The sequence below is a fragment of the Pseudomonas fluorescens genome (genome assembly GCF_005938625.1).
GTDB classification, from domain to species: Bacteria; Pseudomonadota; Gammaproteobacteria; order Pseudomonadales; family Pseudomonadaceae; genus Aquipseudomonas; species Aquipseudomonas fluorescens_BD.
In genome coordinates this window covers 61,689-79,168 of sequence record NZ_VCNJ01000056.1, presented here as the reverse complement: position 1 = coordinate 79,168, position 17,480 = coordinate 61,689, and the positions used below count along the sequence as shown (strand labels likewise).

General features: G+C 60.5%; 15 protein-coding genes and 1 tRNA gene. All 16 read right to left on the bottom strand.

The window, feature by feature from the left end; all coding sequences use genetic code 11:
- Positions 1-73 precede the first annotated feature (73 nt).
- Positions 74-149 (bottom strand) — tRNA-Val (locus tag FGA82_RS27060).
- Between the two features lie 216 nt (positions 150-365).
- Positions 366-1,142: an SDR family oxidoreductase gene (locus FGA82_RS27055; protein ID WP_141129460.1), complete on the bottom strand. Its 777-nt coding sequence runs from the start codon at positions 1,140-1,142 to the stop codon at positions 366-368.
- On the bottom strand, positions 1,139-2,350 hold the full coding sequence (locus FGA82_RS27050) for an O-succinylhomoserine sulfhydrylase (protein WP_141129459.1): 1,212 nt from the start codon (positions 2,348-2,350) through the stop codon (positions 1,139-1,141). Before FGA82_RS27050 ends, FGA82_RS27055 begins: the two co-directional genes overlap by 4 nt.
- 73 nt (positions 2,351-2,423) lie before the next feature.
- Positions 2,424-3,929 (bottom strand): amidophosphoribosyltransferase, encoded by a 1,506-nt coding sequence (gene purF / locus FGA82_RS27045; RefSeq protein ID WP_007913462.1) that lies wholly within the window; start codon positions 3,927-3,929, stop codon positions 2,424-2,426.
- A gap of 41 nt (positions 3,930-3,970) precedes the next feature.
- Positions 3,971-4,531 (bottom strand): CvpA family protein, encoded by a 561-nt coding sequence (locus FGA82_RS27040; protein WP_007913461.1) that lies wholly within the window; start codon positions 4,529-4,531, stop codon positions 3,971-3,973.
- A gap of 98 nt (positions 4,532-4,629) precedes the next feature.
- Positions 4,630-5,280 (bottom strand): SPOR domain-containing protein, encoded by a 651-nt coding sequence (locus tag FGA82_RS27035; protein WP_141129458.1) that lies wholly within the window; start codon positions 5,278-5,280, stop codon positions 4,630-4,632.
- Entirely contained in the window at positions 5,264-6,571 is a 1,308-nt protein-coding gene (gene folC, locus FGA82_RS27030; protein WP_141129457.1) for a bifunctional tetrahydrofolate synthase/dihydrofolate synthase, read from the bottom strand. Before folC ends, FGA82_RS27035 begins: the two co-directional genes overlap by 17 nt.
- Positions 6,568-7,488 carry an acetyl-CoA carboxylase, carboxyltransferase subunit beta gene (accD, locus tag FGA82_RS27025; protein ID WP_007913458.1) on the bottom strand — a complete coding sequence of 307 codons (921 nt, stop codon included), beginning with the start codon at positions 7,486-7,488 and terminating at the stop codon, positions 6,568-6,570. Before accD ends, folC begins: the two co-directional genes overlap by 4 nt.
- Before the next feature lie 204 nt (positions 7,489-7,692).
- A complete protein-coding gene (locus FGA82_RS27020) occupies positions 7,693-8,319 on the bottom strand; it encodes a phosphoribosylanthranilate isomerase (protein ID WP_141129456.1) in 627 nt (208 codons plus the stop codon).
- Positions 8,320-8,384: 65 nt separating this feature from the next.
- Entirely contained in the window at positions 8,385-9,209 is an 825-nt protein-coding gene (truA, locus tag FGA82_RS27015; RefSeq protein WP_171057367.1) for a tRNA pseudouridine(38-40) synthase TruA, read from the bottom strand.
- Positions 9,210-9,479: 270 nt separating this feature from the next.
- Positions 9,480-12,125, bottom strand: coding sequence for a FimV/HubP family polar landmark protein (locus FGA82_RS27010; protein WP_141129454.1), 2,646 nt, complete (start codon positions 12,123-12,125; stop codon positions 9,480-9,482).
- 208 nt (positions 12,126-12,333) lie between these two features.
- Positions 12,334-13,344 (bottom strand): aspartate-semialdehyde dehydrogenase, encoded by a 1,011-nt coding sequence (locus FGA82_RS27005; protein WP_141129453.1) that lies wholly within the window; start codon positions 13,342-13,344, stop codon positions 12,334-12,336.
- A gap of 250 nt (positions 13,345-13,594) precedes the next feature.
- The gene (gene asd / locus FGA82_RS27000) at positions 13,595-14,707 is read right to left on the bottom strand and encodes an aspartate-semialdehyde dehydrogenase (RefSeq protein WP_007913448.1); all 1,113 of its coding nucleotides are present in this window, start codon (positions 14,705-14,707) and stop codon (positions 13,595-13,597) included.
- Positions 14,708-14,773: 66 nt separating this feature from the next.
- Positions 14,774-15,856 (bottom strand): 3-isopropylmalate dehydrogenase, encoded by a 1,083-nt coding sequence (gene leuB / locus FGA82_RS26995; protein ID WP_141129452.1) that lies wholly within the window; start codon positions 15,854-15,856, stop codon positions 14,774-14,776.
- 54 nt (positions 15,857-15,910) lie between these two features.
- On the bottom strand, positions 15,911-16,678 hold the full coding sequence (locus FGA82_RS26990) for a class I SAM-dependent methyltransferase (protein ID WP_141129451.1): 768 nt from the start codon (positions 16,676-16,678) through the stop codon (positions 15,911-15,913).
- 147 nt (positions 16,679-16,825) lie between these two features.
- On the bottom strand, positions 16,826-17,470 hold the full coding sequence (gene leuD / locus FGA82_RS26985) for a 3-isopropylmalate dehydratase small subunit (RefSeq protein ID WP_007913445.1): 645 nt from the start codon (positions 17,468-17,470) through the stop codon (positions 16,826-16,828).
- Positions 17,471-17,480: the final 10 nt, after the last annotated feature.

The window sequence follows — 17,480 nt, the reverse complement described above, 5'->3', positions numbered from 1 at the left end:
CGACTGAACTACCGCTGCGCGTCGGTGCAGGCACTTTCAGCCTACGCTCTTGCTTACGCAAGTGTCTCGGGAGTGGTGGGTGATGACGGGATCGAACCGCCGACATTCTGCTTGTAAGGCAGACGCTCTCCCAGCTGAGCTAATCACCCGTTTGCATCTCCGAGGCCGCGAAATTTACGCAGGTAGCGAACCTAAGTCAATAGCAGGATTGAAGTTTTTCTAAAAAAGACGAAATTGTTTCCATCCTGCAAGACCGCCTTCGCGAGCAAGCCCGCTCCCACAGGGGAATGCATTCCAAATGCGGGAGCGTGCTTTCTCGTGAAGACGGCAGTCCATTCGACGCAAATTCAGAAAAAGAACGCGATTTATTCGCTGTAGATCATCTTCTTGGTCATGCCGCCATCGACGACGAATTCCTGCCCGGTGACAAACCCGGCATTCCTCGACAGCAACCAGGCTACCATCGCCGCTACGTCTTCAACCGTCCCTACCCTGCCCGCTGGATGTTGAGCATGATCGGCATCGGCCAAAGGCTCGGCCCGACGCGCAGAGGGATCACGCGCATCGATCCAGCCCGGACTGACGGCGTTGACGCGAATCTCCGGCCCCAGACTGATCGCCAGCGCATGCGTCAGCGCCAACAAGCCACCCTTGCTCGCCGCATACGCCTCGGAGTCCGCCTCCGACTGGCGTGCACGGGTCGAGGCCAGATTGACGATCGCACCGTTGTGCGCGCGCAGGTATGGCGCACAGTGCTTGGCCAACAGCATCGGCCCACTGAGGTTTACCGCCAGCACGCGATTCCAGTAAGCCAGATCGAGGCTTTCCAGAGTGATGTTGTGCGGATCGGCGACCGCCGCGTTGCAGACCAGCGCATCGAGGCGACCAAACTGCCCCAGCACTTCGGCAACGCCGAGCGCGACCTGGCCCTCATCGGCAACATCCATCGCGATGAACCAGGCGTTTTCGCCCAGTACCTTCGCTACTTTCGAACCGCGCGCACGATCCAGGTCGGTCAGCACGACCTGCCAGCCTTCGCTGATCAGCCATGCCGCGATCCCCAGACCGATACCGCGCGCGGCCCCCGTGACCAGCGCAACGCGGCCATGGGTGCCCGCTGTCGGCGTAGACAACTCGATCACAACGCTGCCAGACCGCGCGCCAGATCGGCCTGCAGGTCCGCCACATCTTCCAGACCGACCGCAATGCGGATCAGGCTGTCACGTATGCCCGCCGCTTCACGCTCTTGCGGCGCCAGACGACCATGAGAGGTGGTGCTCGGGTGCGTGATGGTGGTTTTGCTGTCACCGAGGTTGGCAGTAATCGAAATCAACCGGGTGGCATCGATAAAGCGCCAGGCGCCCTCTTTGCCGCCCTTGACCTCAAAGCTCACCACCGCACCAAAGCCCTTTTGCTGGCGCTGGGCCAACTCGTGCTGTGGATGACTCTTGAGACCGGCGTAATGCACCTTCTCGATGCCATCCTGCTGCTCCAGCCATTCGGCCAGTTCCTGGGCGTTCGCGCAGTGAGCCTTCATCCGCAGTTTCAGGGTTTCCAGACCCTTGAGGAAGATCCACGCATTGAACGGGCTCAGGGTCGGGCCGGCGGTGCGCAGGAAGCCGACGATTTCTTTCATCTGCTCACTGCGACCGGCAACCACGCCGCCCATGCAACGGCCTTGACCGTCGATGAACTTGGTCGCCGAGTGCACGACGATGTCTGCGCCCATTTTCAGCGGCTGCTGCAACGCTGGCGTGCAGAAGCAGTTGTCGACTACCAGCATCGCTCCTTTGGCGTGGGCGATTTCAGCCAGTGCGGTGATGTCGACCAGCTCAGCCAAAGGATTGGACGGAGATTCGACGAAAAGCAGCTTGGTATTCGACTTGATTGCCGCGTCCCAACCCGAAAGGTCAGCCAGCGGCACGTAATCGACTTCCACACCGAAACGCTTGAAGTACTTCTCGAACAGGCTGATGGTCGAACCGAATACGCTGCGCGAGACCAGCACGTGATCGCCAGCACTGCACAGGCTCATCACCACCGCCAGGATCGCCGCCATGCCGGTGGCGGTGGCAACGGCTTGCTCGGCGCCTTCCAGTGCAGCAATACGCTCTTCGAACGCGCGCACGGTCGGGTTGGTGTAACGCGAGTAAACGTTGCCCGGCACTTCGCCGGCAAACCGCGCGGCCGCATCGGCAGCCGTGCGGAACACGTAGCTGGAGGTGAAGAACATCGGATCACCGTGCTCGCCTTCCGGCGTACGGTGCTGACCGGCACGTACGGCCAGGGTATCGAACGCTACGCCTTCGAGGTCGCTGTCCAGCCGACCGGCATCCCATTCCTGACTCATGCTGTCACTCCTTGCCCTGTTCGCGAAAATTGAAAGTCAGATACAAAACCGGCCCCTCAGGGCCGGTAGAAACTCAGTTGTTGTACAGATCGATGATCGCACTGACCGCCTGGGTCTTGATCTTCGAGGAGTCGTTACGCGCCTGTTCGATCTTGTTCAGGTACGCCTCGTCGACGTCGCCGGTGACGTACTTGCCGTCGAACACTGCGCAATCGAAGTTCTCGATCTTGATCTTGCCGCCGCCGACCGCTTCGATCAAGTCAGGCAGGTCCTGATAGATCAGCCAGTCAGCGCCGATCAGATCCGCCACGTCCTGAGTCGAACGGTTGTGTGCGATCAGTTCGTGCGCGCTCGGCATGTCGATGCCGTAGACGTTCGGGAAGCGAACTGCCGGAGCGGCGGAGCAGAAGTAGACGTTTTTCGCGCCGGCTTCGCGGGCCATCTGGATGATCTGCTTGCAGGTGGTGCCGCGCACGATCGAGTCATCGACCAGCATCACGTTCTTGCCGCGGAATTCCAGTTCGATGGCGTTGAGCTTCTGACGTACCGATTTCTTGCGCGCCGCCTGGCCCGGCATGATGAAGGTACGACCGATGTAACGGTTCTTGACGAAACCTTCGCGAAATTTCACGCCCAGGTGGTTGGCCAGCTCCAGTGCCGCGGTACGGCTGGTGTCCGGAATCGGGATAACCACGTCGATGTCGTGCTCTGGACGCTCGCGCAGGATCTTCTCGGCGAGCTTCTCACCCATGCGCAGACGGGCCTTGTAGACCGACACGCCATCGATGATCGAATCCGGACGCGCCAGGTAGACGTGTTCGAAGATGCACGGCGTCAGGGACGGGTTGGTCGCGCATTGACGGGTATGCAGCTTGCCGTCTTCAGTGATGTAGACCGCTTCGCCCGGGGCCAGGTCGCGAATCAGGGTAAAACCGAGCACGTCCAGCGAAACGCTTTCCGAGGCGATCATGTACTCGACGCCTTCGTCGGTGTGACGCTGCCCGAACACGATCGGACGGATGCCATGCGGGTCACGGAAACCGACGATGCCGTAACCGGTCACCATCGCCACAACGGCGTAACCACCGACACAACGGTTGTGCACGTCAGTCACCGCGGCAAACACGTCTTCTTCGGTCGGTTGCAGCTTGCCGCGCTGGGCCAGCTCATGTGCGAACACGTTGAGCAGCACTTCCGAGTCGGAACTGGTGTTGACGTGACGCAGATCGGATTCGTAGATCTCTTTGGCCAACTGCTCAACGTTGGTCAGATTACCGTTGTGCGCCAGGGTGATGCCGTAAGGCGAGTTGACGTAGAACGGCTGAGCTTCGGCCGAGGTCGAGCTGCCCGCGGTCGGGTAACGGACGTGGCCGATACCCATGTGGCCGACCAGCCGCTGCATGTGACGCTGTTGAAAGACGTCACGCACCAGGCCATTGTCCTTGCGCAGGAACAACCGGCCATCATGGCTGGTGACGATACCGGCAGCGTCCTGGCCGCGGTGCTGGAGCACGGTTAGCGCGTCATACAGCGCCTGATTGACGTTCGACTTACCGACGATACCGACGATGCCACACATGCGACGCAACCCCTACTTAATGGATCTGAACTGAACAACACTCACTGAGGCGTTTTCGCCGACGGCAAGAGTTGCTCCTTGAACGGAATATCAGCGGGTACGCTGATTCCGCTGGCAAGCCACTGACTGCTCCACCCGAGAATCAGGTTTTTGGACCAATCAGCGACCAATAGAAATTTTGGTACGAGCTGTGATTCTTTCCACCACCCGTCCTGCTGTACCGGCCCCAGGCTCAATAGCCCGACCGCCACGACCACCAGCAACACGCCACGCGCAGCGCCGAAGGCCATGCCGAGGAATCGATCGGTCCCGGACAATCCGGTGACGCGAACCAACTCGCCGATAAGATAATTGATCATTGCGCCCACGATCAGTGTGGCGACAAACATGATGGCACAGCCCGCGATCACGCGAGCCGATGGGGTTTCGATGTATCCGGCGAGGTACTCGGACAATGAGCCACCGAACATCCAGGCGACGACTCCTGCGATGATCCAGGTCACCAGCGATAATGCTTCCTTGACGAAGCCGCGGCTCAAACTGATCAAAGCGGAGATGGCGATGATTGCAACGATCGCCCAGTCAACCCAGGTAAATGGCACAGTGCAGCCTACAGACGGATAAGGCGGCGCATTTTAGCAGAGCGCATGCCTCTCGGTAAGCTGCGATTGTCAGTGCATTTCAATCGAGGTGATAGTTTTTAGCCGCGCTCAGGCTGGAAGCGCACGACAAACCCTTTGAGGTTCTGCTGACGGCCCAACAGATCACGCAGACGATCAGCCTCGGCACGCTCGATCAACGGGCCGACAAACACCCGATTCTTGCCATCGGCGGAGCGAATGTAAGCGTTATAGCCTTGGCTGCGCAGGGTTTTCTGCAGACTCTCAGCGCTGGCACGACTCGACAGACTGGCCAGTTGCACCGACCAGCTCACCGACAGGCCGTTGGCATCGACCCGACTTTGCGTGGTGTCAGGCTTGCTCGACGCCGCAGTAATCGGCTGGGCAGGTGCAGGAATCGGCTTGGCCACTGCAGGCGGCGCAACAGGCTTGGTGATCATAATAGGAGCCGTCGGCGCCGGTGCGACGGGCGCAGCAGGCGCCGTGTCTTCGGCGACTTCTTCATCCGTTGGCACTGGCTCCTGCGGCAAGGCTTGCGGCTCAGGCACGGCCACCGTTTCCATTTGCACTTGTGGCATGGCAGGCGCTTGCGGAGCTGCCGGCGCTTCAACGGTCACCTGACGCTGCTCGTCCTGACGGGAAAACAGCATCGGCAGGAAGATCACCGCCAGCGCAACCAGCACCAAAGCGCCAACCATGCGTTGCTTGTACGCTTTATCCAGCAAAGCCATTTGCCGCTTCCTCCGTGGAGCGCCGGGCCAGCCATTCAAGGGCCTCGGCGACACAATAAAATGATCCGAACAACAGAATCTCGTCGTCGCTGGTAGCCACGGCGCACTGCCCTTCCAGGGCGGCGGCAACACTGTCGTAAGACGTGACCGCAGCGCCAAGGTTCTGCAATGCAGCGTTTAATTCGGCCACTGGACGTGCGCGCGGCGAATCCAGCGGCGCAACGGCCCAATGCTCGACACTAGCATTCAATTCGCCGACAACACCATCCAGATCCTTGTCGGCCAGCAGACCGAACACCGCCAGGCGCTTGCCGACCGGTGGCCGCGCAGCCAAACGACGAGCCAGATACTCGGCGGCGTGCGGGTTGTGACCCACATCCAGCAACAGATTCAGGCGCTTGCCGTTCCACTCGAACGAGCGGCGATCCAGTCGCCCGACCACGCGAGTGGCCTGCAACGCCGCGACAATCTGTTGCGAATCCCACGGCAAACCGAGCAGCAGATACGCCTGCAACGCCAGCGCGGCGTTTTCCATCGGCAGATCGAGCAGCGGCAAGTCACGCAGTTCAACCACTTGACCCTGCGCATCGGTGCCGCGCCATTGCCAGTGCTGATCAGTTATGCCGAGGTCAAAATCACGCCCACGCAAGAAGAACGGGCAAGCCAGTTCACGCGCTTTGTCGAGCAGCGGTTGCGGAGGATTCAGATCGCCGCACAAGGCAGGGTTGCCCTGACGGAAAATTCCGGCTTTCTCGAAAGCCACGGATTCGCGGGTGTCGCCCAGATAATCAGCGTGATCGACGCCAATGCTGGTGACCAGCGCGATATCGGCATCGACCACGTTGACCGTGTCCAGACGCCCACCCAGACCGACTTCCAGCACCACCGCATCAAGCCCGGCCTGTTGAAACAGCCAGAACGCCGCGAGGGTGCCCATTTCGAAGTAAGTCAGGGAAGTGTCGCCGCGCCCGGCCTCGACCGCCGCGAAGGCCTCACACAGCTGTGCGTCAGTGGCTTCGACGCCATTGATCTGCACCCGCTCGTTATAACGCAGCAGGTGCGGGGAATTGTAGACACCAACGCTCAGGCCCTGCGCGCGCAGCAATGAAGCCACGAAAGCGCAGGTGGAACCCTTGCCGTTGGTGCCGGTGACCGTGATCACCCGAGGCGCCGGCTGGCCCAGCCCCATGCGGGACGCTACCTGTTGCGAACGCTCCAGCCCCATGTCGATGGCCGACGGATGCAACTGCTCAAGGTAGGCGAGCCATTCGCCAAGGGTGCGCTCGGTCATAGGCCAGCAGGTACCGGTGGAACCACGATCGGTTCGATTGGCGCGGCGACGAATTTCGGCGTCGGCTTGCCAGTCATCTGTGCCAGCAGGTTACCCAGACGCGGGCGCAGTTCCTGACGGTGGATGATCATGTCGATCGCGCCGTGTTCCAGCAGGAATTCACTGCGCTGGAAGCCTTCCGGGAGCTTCTCACGTACGGTTTGTTCGATAACGCGCGGGCCAGCGAAGCCGATCAGGGCTTTCGGCTCACCGACGATCACGTCGCCAAGCATCGCCAGACTTGCGGAAACACCGCCGTAGACCGGGTCGGTCAGTACGGAGATGAACGGAATGCCCTCTTCACGCAGACGCGCCAGCACAGCCGAAGTCTTGGCCATTTGCATCAGCGAGATCAACGCTTCCTGCATGCGCGCACCACCAGAGGCGGCGAAGCAGATCATCGGGCAGCGGTTTTCCAGGGCGTAGTTGGCGGCGCGCACGAAGCGCTCACCGACGATGGCGCCCATGGAACCGCCCATAAAGGCGAATTCAAAGGCCGAAACCACCACTGGCATGCCCAGCAAGGTGCCGCTGACGGAGATCAGCGCGTCTTTTTCGCCGGTCTGCTTCTGTGCAGCGGTCAGGCGATCCTTGTACTTCTTGCCGTCGCGGAATTTCAGACGGTCAACCGGCTCCAGGTCGGCGCCCAGCTCGTTGCGACCTTCGGCATCGAGGAAGATGTCGATGCGCGCACGTGCGCCGATGCGCATGTGGTGGTTGCATTTAGGGCAAACGTCCAGGGTCTTTTCCAGCTCTGGACGATACAACACCGCCTCGCAAGACGGGCATTTGTGCCACAGACCTTCAGGGACCGAGCTCTTCTTGACCTCGGAACGCATGATCGAAGGGATCAGTTTGTCTACTAACCAGTTGCTCATGCTTTCTTTCTCCAGTACCGGCGGCCCGAACGCTCTGGTTCGCAGCCCCGCGTATGCCCTTCAGCTAAATTCATGTGTGTGGCGATGGTTTCCGGACTGCCACGATCAGCGCTGAACATGACCTGCGTGCGATCCAGAAACCCTCAGCCGCGCCTGCTTTGTGCAAGTGCATTGATGGACGGCGGCAGACTGCCAGCCGTCACATCAATATGGCGCTTTGCGTACCGCGCTGATGAACGCGTGAATCTTTGCGTGATCCTTGATGCCCTTGCTCGCCTCTACCCCACCGCTGACGTCTACCGCGTACGGTTTCACCCGAACCACGGCGTCTGCAACGTTCTCCGGGGTCAAACCACCGGCCAGAATCAACGGCTTGCTCAAACCTTGCGGAATCAATGACCAGTCGAACGCCTCACCGGTTCCGCCCGGCACGCCTTCAACGTAGGTATCGAGCAGAACACCGCTGGCGCTGGGATAAGCGTCAACAGCAGCCGCTATGTCATCACCGGCCTTGACCCGCAACGCCTTGATGTAGGGACGATGCCAGCCTTCACAATCTTCAGCAGTTTCATCGCCATGGAACTGCAACAGATCCAGCGGCACGGCATCGAGGATTTCCCCCAACTCGCAGCGGCTGGCGTTGACGAACAGACCCACGGTGGTCACGAACGGCGGCAATGTCTGAATAATCGCCCGCGCCTGCTGTACGGTGACCGCTCGTGGACTCTTGGCGTAGAACACGAACCCGATCGCATCTGCCCCGGCCTCAACGGCGGCCAGCGCATCTTCTATGCGGGTAATCCCGCAGATCTTGCTGCGAACGGCTGACATATCGAGAAAAACTCCGAGGCAAAAACCGGGAAAGTCCCGGATGGTAACAAAAGCGCTCAAGGGCGTCAGCCGTCAAGTTCGGAGAATCCCGTAAGGAAATGTGGCCCGATAAAACGCTCGGGCAACGGGAATTCATCGTGATACTCGACCTGCACCAGATACAGACCGTAAGGATGCGCCGTAACGCCACCGGAACGGCGCTCGCGACTTTCCAGCACTTCCTTCATCCACTCCACCGGGCGCTCGCCGGCACCGATGGTCATCAGCACACCGGCGATATTGCGCACCATGTGATGCAGGAAGGCATTGGCGCGGATGTCGAGCACGATCATCTTGCCGTGACGGGTCACGCGCAGGTGATGCATCTTCTTGATCGGCGACTTGGCCTGGCACTGGCCGGCACGGAACGCACTGAAATCGTGGGTGCCAATCAGGTATTGCGCGGCCTCGGCCATGCGCTCGACGTCCAGCGGACGGTGGTTCCAGGTGATTTCTTCGTTGAGATGCGCCGGGCGGATCTGATCGTTATAGATCACATAGCGATAACGCCGGGCGATGGCTTTGAAGCGCGCATGAAAATGCGCCGGCATCACCCGCGCCCAACTGACACTGATGTCGTGGGGCAGATTGATGTTGGCGCCCATGACCCAAGCCTTCAGCGACCGATCGACCGTGGTGTCGAAGTGCACCACTTGTCCGCAGGCATGCACGCCGGCATCGGTGCGCCCGGCGCACTGCAAGGAAACCGGCGCGTTGGCGACTTTCGACAAGGCTTTTTCGAGCTCTTCCTGCACCGTTTTCACACCGGTCAGCTGACGCTGCCAGCCGCTGTAGCGCGAGCCTTTGTACTCAACGCCCAGCGCGACGCGGTAAAAGCCGTCGGGGGCCATTTCGGCGACCGGGTTATCTATGTTTGCCAAGGTGGGACAGCCTGCTGTTTGTGCAAAGGCGGGCATTATAAGGCTGTGGTTCAGGGATGCCAGAGCGTTCTCTGTCGCCTGTAACACCGCTTTCGCGAGCAAGCTCGCTCCCACAGAGGAAATGCATTCCAAATGTGGGAGCGAGCTTGCTCGCGAAAGCGCTGGATCAGACACTACTGGACCCGGCACGAACAAAAACGGCAGCCTCACTGGGCTGCCGTTGTTTGTTTACCGCTGGACTTACGCCAGGTTCGAGAGCATTTCCTTGGCCTCGCCACGCTGCTTCTCGTCACCCTCGGTCAACACTTCGTTGAGGATGTCGCGTGCGCCGTCGCTGTCGCCCATGTCGATGTAAGCCTGAGCCAGATCGAGTTTGGTCGCAGCTTCGTCAGTGCCGGCGAGGAAGTCGAAATCGTCTTCGCCCAGATCACCACCGATTGCCGCATCGGCTTCGGTGAAGGTCGGTTCGGCAATGGTTTGCGACAGACGATCCAGCTCGGCATTGACGTCGTCCAGCTCGGCGGCAAACGCATCAGGCTCGGCCGGTGGGTTGGAATCCATCTCGTCCGCCAGCGACAGATCGAAATCGGCCGGCAGTTCCAGATCGTCTTGCGGCACGTCAGCCACGACTGGCGGCTCGACTGGCGACAGATCCTTCACGCCCTCGTCCAGATCCAGCAGGAAGTCGTCTTCAGCCAAGGTGGCTGGCGACGGTTCGGCGCCGAGATCCAGATCCAGGTCGAAGTCCGACAGATCATCCAGGTTCTCTTTGATATCAGTCTGCTGTTGCAGCACCGATTCGAAGCTCAGGTCATCGTCGGACGGGAACTCGTCCAGCTCGACCGGCGCTTCAGGCTCAACCACAGGCGCAGGCTCTACCGGGGTGATGTTGTCGAGATCGTCCAGGCTCAGATCAAACGCGCTGTCCAGATCGTCTTCCACTGGCGCCGGCTCAGGCACTTCAGGCTCATCCAGCAGCAGATCCTTGACGTATTGCGCGTCCAGCTCGGCAGCCACGGCAGCAGCGGCCAGACCCGCCGCAGCGACGACGGCCATGGCCGGGAAGCGGCTTTTCAGCTCTTCGACCTTGGCGAAGTTGTCGCCATTGGCCACCAGTTGACGTTCCTGAGCGACGAACGCATCGCGGTCGCCCTGCTGACCGTAAACTTCCATCAGTTTCAGACGCAGATCACTGCGCTGCGGCTCCAGGCTGACGCCCTCTTCCAGCAGCGCGGCTGCCTGATTCAGGCGACCGGCGTTGATGTGCGATTGCGCCTTGTCGAGCACGTCATCGGAACGCTCGGCGGCCGGCGCCACCAGCGGCGCAGCAATCGGCTCGGCCATCACGATCGGGGCGACTACCGGAGCCACTACGGGGGCCGGAGCAGGTGCAGGTGCCGGGGTGTTGAGCTTGACGCTCGCCGCCGGGGTTTCCAGACCTTCGAAGCTGCTTTCCGGCAGATCCTGCTCGGCGGAGAACTCTTGCTCCTCCGACAGGGCACGGGCCATGCGCAGATGTTTCTCGGCTTCCTGCTGAGCTTTGCGGCGACGCGCCAGCAACAACAGCAGGAGCAGCAGAACCACAGCGCCGCCACCGATCAGCCCCAGCAGGATCGGGTTGGTCAGCAGCTCATTGAAGGTTTTCTCTTCATCGACCGGCGGCTTCGGCGCAACTACTGGCTCAACTGGCGTTTCAGCCGGCGGCGCAATGGCAGACTCTGGCGTCGGCGCCGCTTCTGCCGGAGTGGCTGGCGGCGTGGCAGCCAGTTCAGCCGTGATCGCAGGCACCGCCGGTGCAGCAGCGTTGGCGGCTGGCGCAGCGCCCGCCCCTTCAGCTTGCAGTTTCGCCAGCTGATTGTTTTTCAGCTCGATCAGTTTTTGCAGCTTGTCCATCTGGCTTTGCAGATCGGACATACGGCTTTTCAGTTCCTCGTTATCACGACGGGTCGTGTCGAGGCTTTCTTGAGTCACCGCAAGCTTGTTGCTCAGCGCCTTGGCGTCACCCGCCGGGCCTTTGCCGCGCGCCTTGGCGCTTTCAGCGGAAACCAGGCTCAGATTGTCCTGGGCGTTCTGTGCTGCACCGGTATTGCCGCGACCACGGTTGGTCGCATCGAGTTGCTGCTGACCGGTGCCTGGCTTGGCCACATAACGACGGCCCGAGCGCCAGGCTTCGTTCTGCGCCGCGACTTCGGCAATCGCCTTAGACTGTGGCAGCGCAGTGCTTTGCACGGAATCAGGCAGGCGCAGCACCTGACCGGTTTTCAGGCGATTGATGTTGCCGCCAATGAACGCATCCGGGTTCAGCGCTTGAATGGCCAGCATGGTCTGCTGCACCGAGCCGCCGGTACGCGCCTTCGCGGCGATTTCCCACAGGGTGTCGCGCGGCGTGGTCGTGTATTGGGTCGGGTGCGTAGCGCCAGTGGTCGGCGCTGCGATGGTCTGCGACGGCGCCGGTTGTGCGGCGGCATCAGCGGTCTGCGGCGAGAATTTCGACGGATCGAGCAGCACGCTGTAATCGCGCAGCAGACGGCCGTTCGGCCACATCACCTGCACGAGGAATTTGACCATCGGTTCCGACAGCGGCTTGCTCGATGTCACGCGCAGCACGCTTTTGCCGCTGGCGTTGAGTACCGGGGTAAATGTCAGATCATTGAGGAAGGCCTGGCGGTCGACGCCGGCCTTGGCAAAGTCTTCAGGTGAAGCCAGGCTCGGCACCACTTCGGCAGCGGTGAGATCCTTGACGTCGAGCAGCTCGATTTCAGCCACCAGCGGCTGGTTCAGGGTCGACTTCAGGGTCAGCTCCCCGAGCCCGAGGGCATGCGCCATACCGGAGGACAGCGCCGAGGCGGCCGCTATTGCTAACACCAGTTTGCGAACTTGAACCATAGCCTCATCCTTTGTTTGAACGTTCCTCGGCCAGCGAGAAGATGTTGAATACCGCTGCCGTAAGGCATTGCGCGCGACGACGACAGATGTCGCGCGCGATCATTTCTTTGATGCCCCGGAAAGTCCCGGAGGGTGACACGTTATCAAGCAATCTGGGCAAGCATAGCGCTCACCTAGAATCAGTCGACAAATTGTTGCCAAGTATCTTTTACAGCAGGTCTTTTATCAACAATTCAGCCACCTGCACAGCGTTAAGGGCCGCACCTTTGCGTACGTTATCTGACGTCAGCCACAGATTTAGTTCCGCCGGGTCGTCGACACCGCTGCGCACGCGACCGACATAGACAACATCCTGCCCTACCGCGTCACCGACCGCAGTCGGGTAATCGCCGGCCTCGACCAGTTCGATCCCGGCCGCATCTTCGAGTGCAGCGGTGACTTTTGTCAGGTCGACAGCCGACGTTGACTGCAAGGTCACGCTAAGGCTATCGCCAAAAAACACCGGGGCTTGAACGCAAGTTGCGGAAATCTTTAATAAAGGCTTGGCCAGCACCTGACGCAACTCGCGAACCAGACGTTTTTCCAGCAGCGTATGACCCTGCGCGTCGGGCGTGCCGACCTGAGCCAGCAAGTTGAATGCCATCTGCCGATCGAAGAAGGTTGGCTCCAATGGGCGCATGTTGAGCAGCTCGGCGGTCTGCCGCGCGAGTTCGGTGACGGCTTCGCGACCTTGGGCTGAAACGGCCAGATTGGCGGTGACATGCACCGATTGCAGGTCGAGCAGATCAAGCAGCGGCGCCAGTACCACGGCGAGTGAAGTGGCCGACGGGCTAGGGCTGCTGACCTGGAACGGTGCTTTCAATCCGGCGAGCACTGCGGCGTTGGCTTCCGGCACCACTTGCGGCGCCTGATCGGCCGGCAAGGCGCCGGACAGGTCGATCAGCGAGCAACCGGCAGCGTGGACACGGGCGGCGTAGCTCAAGGTAATCGCCGGGCCGGCGGCGAAGAACACCAGTTTGACCTTGCTGAAATCGAACTCGTCGACTTCGCGAACACGCACGTTCTTGTTGCGGAAGAGCACCGAGCTGCCGGCCGATTCACTGCTCGCCAGCAGGTGCAGGTTGCCGACCGGGAAGCTGCGTTCTTCGAGAATCTGTACGAGGGTTTCGCCGACAGTACCGGTGGCGCCGATCACGGCAATATCTAGGGTCTGGGTCATGGTGCGAGCCTCTGGCGAAACGGGGGGAGCGGCACTTTACCGGGTGACTGGCGCACAGGCAATTTCTGCCGGGGATTTGCGGCGCCTGCACCGGCCCCTTCGCGAGCAAGCTCGCTCCCACATTTGAAATGCATTCCCCTGTGGGAGCGAGCTTGCTCGCGAAGAGGCCAGACCAGACGCCCGAGAACCATCAGGCATAAAAAAACCCGCACCTCTCACAAGGCACGGGCTCTTTCATTACTTCAAGCAATCAACGCTCAAGCAGAATCCGCAGCATGCGACGCAGCGGTTCGGCCGCGCCCCACAGCAGTTGGTCGCCGACGGTGAACGCACCAACGAATTGCGAACCCATGTTCAGCTTGCGCAGACGACCCACCGGAACATTCAGCGTGCCGGTGACCTTGGTCGGGCTCAGCTCCTGCATGCTGATCTCGCGCTGGTTCGGCACCAGTTTGACCCAAGGGTTGTGCTGACTGATCAGCCCTTCGATATCAGCGATCGGCACGTCTTTGTTCAGCTTGATGGTCAGCGCCTGGCTGTGGCAACGCATCGCACCGATGCGCACGCAGATGCCGTCGACCGGAATCGGGCTCTTGAAGCGGCCGAGGATCTTGTTGGTCTCGGCTTGGGCCTTCCACTCTTCGCGGCTCTGGCCGTTCGGCAGTTCCTTGTCGATCCACGGGATCAGGCTGCCAGCCAGCGGTACGCCGAAGTTTTCGGTCGGGTACGCTTCGCTGCGCATGGCATCGGCCACGCGACGATCGATGTCGAGGATCGCACTGGCCGGATCGGCCAGTTGATCGGCGACAGCGGCGTGGGTCGCGCCCATTTGCTTGATCAGTTCACGCATGTTCTGCGCGCCGGCACCGGATGCCGCCTGATAGGTCATGGCGCTCATCCACTCAACCAGACCGGCTTCGAACAGACCACCCAGGCCCATCAGCATCAGGCTGACGGTGCAGTTGCCGCCGATGTAGTTCTTGGTGCCCGCGTCGAGCTGCTGGTCGATGACCTTGCGGTTGACCGGATCGAGAATGATCACCGCGTCATCGTTCATGCGCAGGCTCGAAGCCGCGTCGATCCAGTAACCCTGCCAGCCGGCTTCGCGCAGCTTGGGGAACACTTCGCTGGTGTAGTCGCCGCCCTGGCAGGTCAGAATCACGTCGAGGGTCTTCAGCTCATCAATGCTGTAAGCGTCCTTGAGCGGAGCAATGTCCTTGCCCACGGACGGGCCTTGGCCACCGACGTTGGACGTGGTGAAAAACACCGGCTCGATTAGATCGAAATCCTGCTCTTCCAGCATCCGCTGCATGAGCACGGAACCGACCATCCCGCGCCAACCGATCAGACCTACACGTTTCATCGCAACTACACCTTCTTGAAAAGTGGGCCGCTGCTTTGTATTGAATTTCGCAGCGGGCCCGAGAGATTACAGATTCCGCAGCGCGGCGACTACTGCGTCGCCCATTTCCTGCGTACCGACTTTGCTGCAACCGGCCGAATAGATGTCACCGGTGCGCAGGCCTTGATCGAGCACAACGCTAACGGCTTTTTCAATGGCATCGGCCGCATCGTGCAGATTGAAGCTGTAACGCAGCATCATCGACACCGACAGAATGGTCGCCAACGGGTTGGCGATGCCTTTACCGGCGATGTCCGGCGCCGAGCCGTGGCAAGGCTCGTACATGCCCTTGTTGTTGGAATCCAGCGAGGCCGACGGCAGCATGCCGATGGAACCGGTGAGCATCGACGCTTCGTCGGACAGAATGTCGCCAAACATATTGTCGGTAACGATCACGTCGAACTGCTTCGGCGCGCGCACCAGTTGCATGGCGGCGTTGTCGACGTACATGTGGCTCAGTTCGACTTGCGGGTAATCCTTGGCCACTTCTTCGACGATTTCACGCCACAGTTGGCTGGACGCCAACACATTGGCCTTGTCCACCGAGCAGAGCTTCTTGCCACGGACCATGGCCATGTCGAAACCGACGCGGGCGATGCGGCGGATTTCGCTTTCGCTGTACGGCAGCGTGTCGTAGGACTGACGTTCGCCGTTTTCCAGAGTGCGGGTGCCGCGTGGCGCGCCGAAGTAGATACCACCGGTCAGCTCACGGACGATCAGGATGTCCAGACCAGCGACGATTTCCGGCTTCAGGCTAGAAGCGTCAGCCAGTTGCGGATAAAGGATCGCCGGACGCAAGTTGCCGAACAGGCCCAGTTGCGCACGGATTTTCAGCAGGCCGCGCTCAGGGCGGATGTCACGTTCGATGGCGTCCCATTTCGGGCCACCGACGGCGCCCAGCAGCACAGCATCGGCAGCACGGGCGCGGTCGAGTGTTTCATCGGCCAGCGGCACGCCGTGCTTGTCGATGGCGGCGCCACCGATCACGTCATGGCTCAGCTCGAAGCCCAGGCTGTATTTGTCGTTGGCCAGCTCCAGCACCTTGACCGCTTCGGCCATGATTTCCGGACCAATGCCATCACCTGGGAGAATCAGAATCTGCTTGCTCATGCTTTCCTCGTGTCTTCAGTCGGTGCGCCATCTCAGGCACGCCCGGAAAAATTCTTATCGCTCAGCCATCAATACGATTACATCTGTACTGAACGAGCCGTCGGCATCAATCTCAAAATATTCACGCACTTCGTTGCCCATCGACTGCTGCAACTTGCGGATCGCGGCACGCATCACTTCGGGTGTGCGCATGCGCTCAACCCAGCTGGTGTACTCCAGACGCAGGCGCTGACGCGTGGTACTGCGCACGTGCAAACCGGCCTCGCTGACCTGCCGTAGCCATTCGGCGGCAGAATAATCGCGCACATGGCTGGTGTCGCGCAGCACTTCGACGCTTTGCAGGTAAGTGTCGAACAACGGACTGCCCGGTGACAACACATCAACAAACGCCGCCACACCGCCCGGTTTCAGCACCCGGCGCACTTCACGCAGAGCCACACCGAGATCGCTCCAGTGATGCGCCGAATAACGGCTGAACACGAAGTCGAACTCGCCATCGGCAAACGGCAGACGCTCGGCGGCACCGTTGACCGTGGCAATGTTGGAGAAACCGCGATCAACGGCCGCGGCGGCGACCACGTCGAGCATCTGCTGCGACAGGTCGTAGGCGACCACTTCGCTGACCAGCGGTGCGACGTGGAAACTGACGTGACCGGCGCCGCAACCCAGATCCAGCACCCGGGCGTCGCCCTGCCCAGCCAGCTCAGCTTGTAGCAGTGCGAATTCGGTGCCCTGAGCGTGAACGGCGCTGCTCAGGTAGGCGGCGGCCTGTTCACCGAATTGCTTTTGTACGACCTGAGTGTGTTGGGCGGTGCTGGTCATGGTCACATCCTTCTGGGTTTTAGCCTTTTATTGCCTGGACTAACGCCTTCGCGAGCAAGCTCGCTCCCACACTTGAAATGCATTCCCCTGTGGGAGCGAGCTTGCTCGCGAAGAGGCCAGCCTGAACTGCATCAATTCAAAAGTTGCTTATGCGTCGCGGAACAACCACGGCTGGCTAACCCGATGCTTGGCCTCAAACGTCGCAATCGCATCACCGTCCTGCAAGGTCAAACCGATATCGTCCAGACCGTTCAACAAGCAATGCTTGCGAAACGCATCGATCTCAAAGCTGTACACCTTGCCATCCGGACGGGTCACAGTCTGCGCTTGCAGATCGACCTGCAATTGATAGCCCGGCTCGGCCTCAACCTGCTTGAACAACTCATCGACTTCGGCGTCGCTCAAGATGATCGGCAGCAAGCCGTTCTTGAAGCTGTTGTTGAAGAAAATGTCGGCATAGCTCGGCGCGATGATGCTGCGGAAGCCGTATTCTTCCAGCGCCCACGGCGCGTGCTCACGGCTGGAGCCGCAACCGAAGTTCTCGCGGGCCAGCAAGACGCTGGCGCCTTGATAACGCTCGGCGTTGAGGACGAAGTCCTTGTTCAGCGGGCGCTTGGAATTGTCCTGATACGGCTGACCGACATCGAGGTAACGCCACTCGTCGAACAGATTCGGGCCGAAACCGGTGCGCTTGATCGACTTTAAAAACTGTTTCGGAATGATTTGGTCGGTGTCGACGTTGGCACGATCCAAAGGCGCGACAAGACCAGTGTGCTGGGTAAAAGCTTTCATGCTGCGCTCC

Excerpts from the sequence above, each read along its gene's own strand:
- leuD (WP_007913445.1), bottom strand. The coding sequence starts at position 17,470 with ATGAAAGCTTTTACCCAGCACACTGGTCTTGTCGCGCCTTTGGATCGT.
- FGA82_RS27050 (WP_141129459.1), bottom strand. The coding sequence starts at position 2,350 with ATGAGTCAGGAATGGGATGCCGGTCGGCTGGACAGCGACCTCGAAGGC.
- FGA82_RS27005 (WP_141129453.1), bottom strand. The coding sequence starts at position 13,344 with ATGACCCAGACCCTAGATATTGCCGTGATCGGCGCCACCGGTACTGTC.
- FGA82_RS26990 (WP_141129451.1), bottom strand. The coding sequence starts at position 16,678 with ATGACCAGCACCGCCCAACACACTCAGGTCGTACAAAAGCAATTCGGT.
- FGA82_RS27010 (WP_141129454.1), bottom strand. The coding sequence starts at position 12,125 with ATGGTTCAAGTTCGCAAACTGGTGTTAGCAATAGCGGCCGCCTCGGCG.
- purF (WP_007913462.1), bottom strand. The coding sequence starts at position 3,929 with ATGTGTGGCATCGTCGGTATCGTCGGTAAGTCGAACGTCAATCAGGCG.
- leuB (WP_141129452.1), bottom strand. The coding sequence starts at position 15,856 with ATGAGCAAGCAGATTCTGATTCTCCCAGGTGATGGCATTGGTCCGGAA.
- truA (WP_171057367.1), bottom strand. The coding sequence starts at position 9,209 with ATGGCCCCCGACGGCTTTTACCGCGTCGCGCTGGGCGTTGAGTACAAA.
- FGA82_RS27035 (WP_141129458.1), bottom strand. The coding sequence starts at position 5,280 with ATGGCTTTGCTGGATAAAGCGTACAAGCAACGCATGGTTGGCGCTTTG.
- folC (WP_141129457.1), bottom strand. The coding sequence starts at position 6,571 with ATGACCGAGCGCACCCTTGGCGAATGGCTCGCCTACCTTGAGCAGTTG.
- accD (WP_007913458.1), bottom strand. The coding sequence starts at position 7,488 with ATGAGCAACTGGTTAGTAGACAAACTGATCCCTTCGATCATGCGTTCC.
- asd (WP_007913448.1), bottom strand. The coding sequence starts at position 14,707 with ATGAAACGTGTAGGTCTGATCGGTTGGCGCGGGATGGTCGGTTCCGTG.
- FGA82_RS27020 (WP_141129456.1), bottom strand. The coding sequence starts at position 8,319 with ATGTCAGCCGTTCGCAGCAAGATCTGCGGGATTACCCGCATAGAAGAT.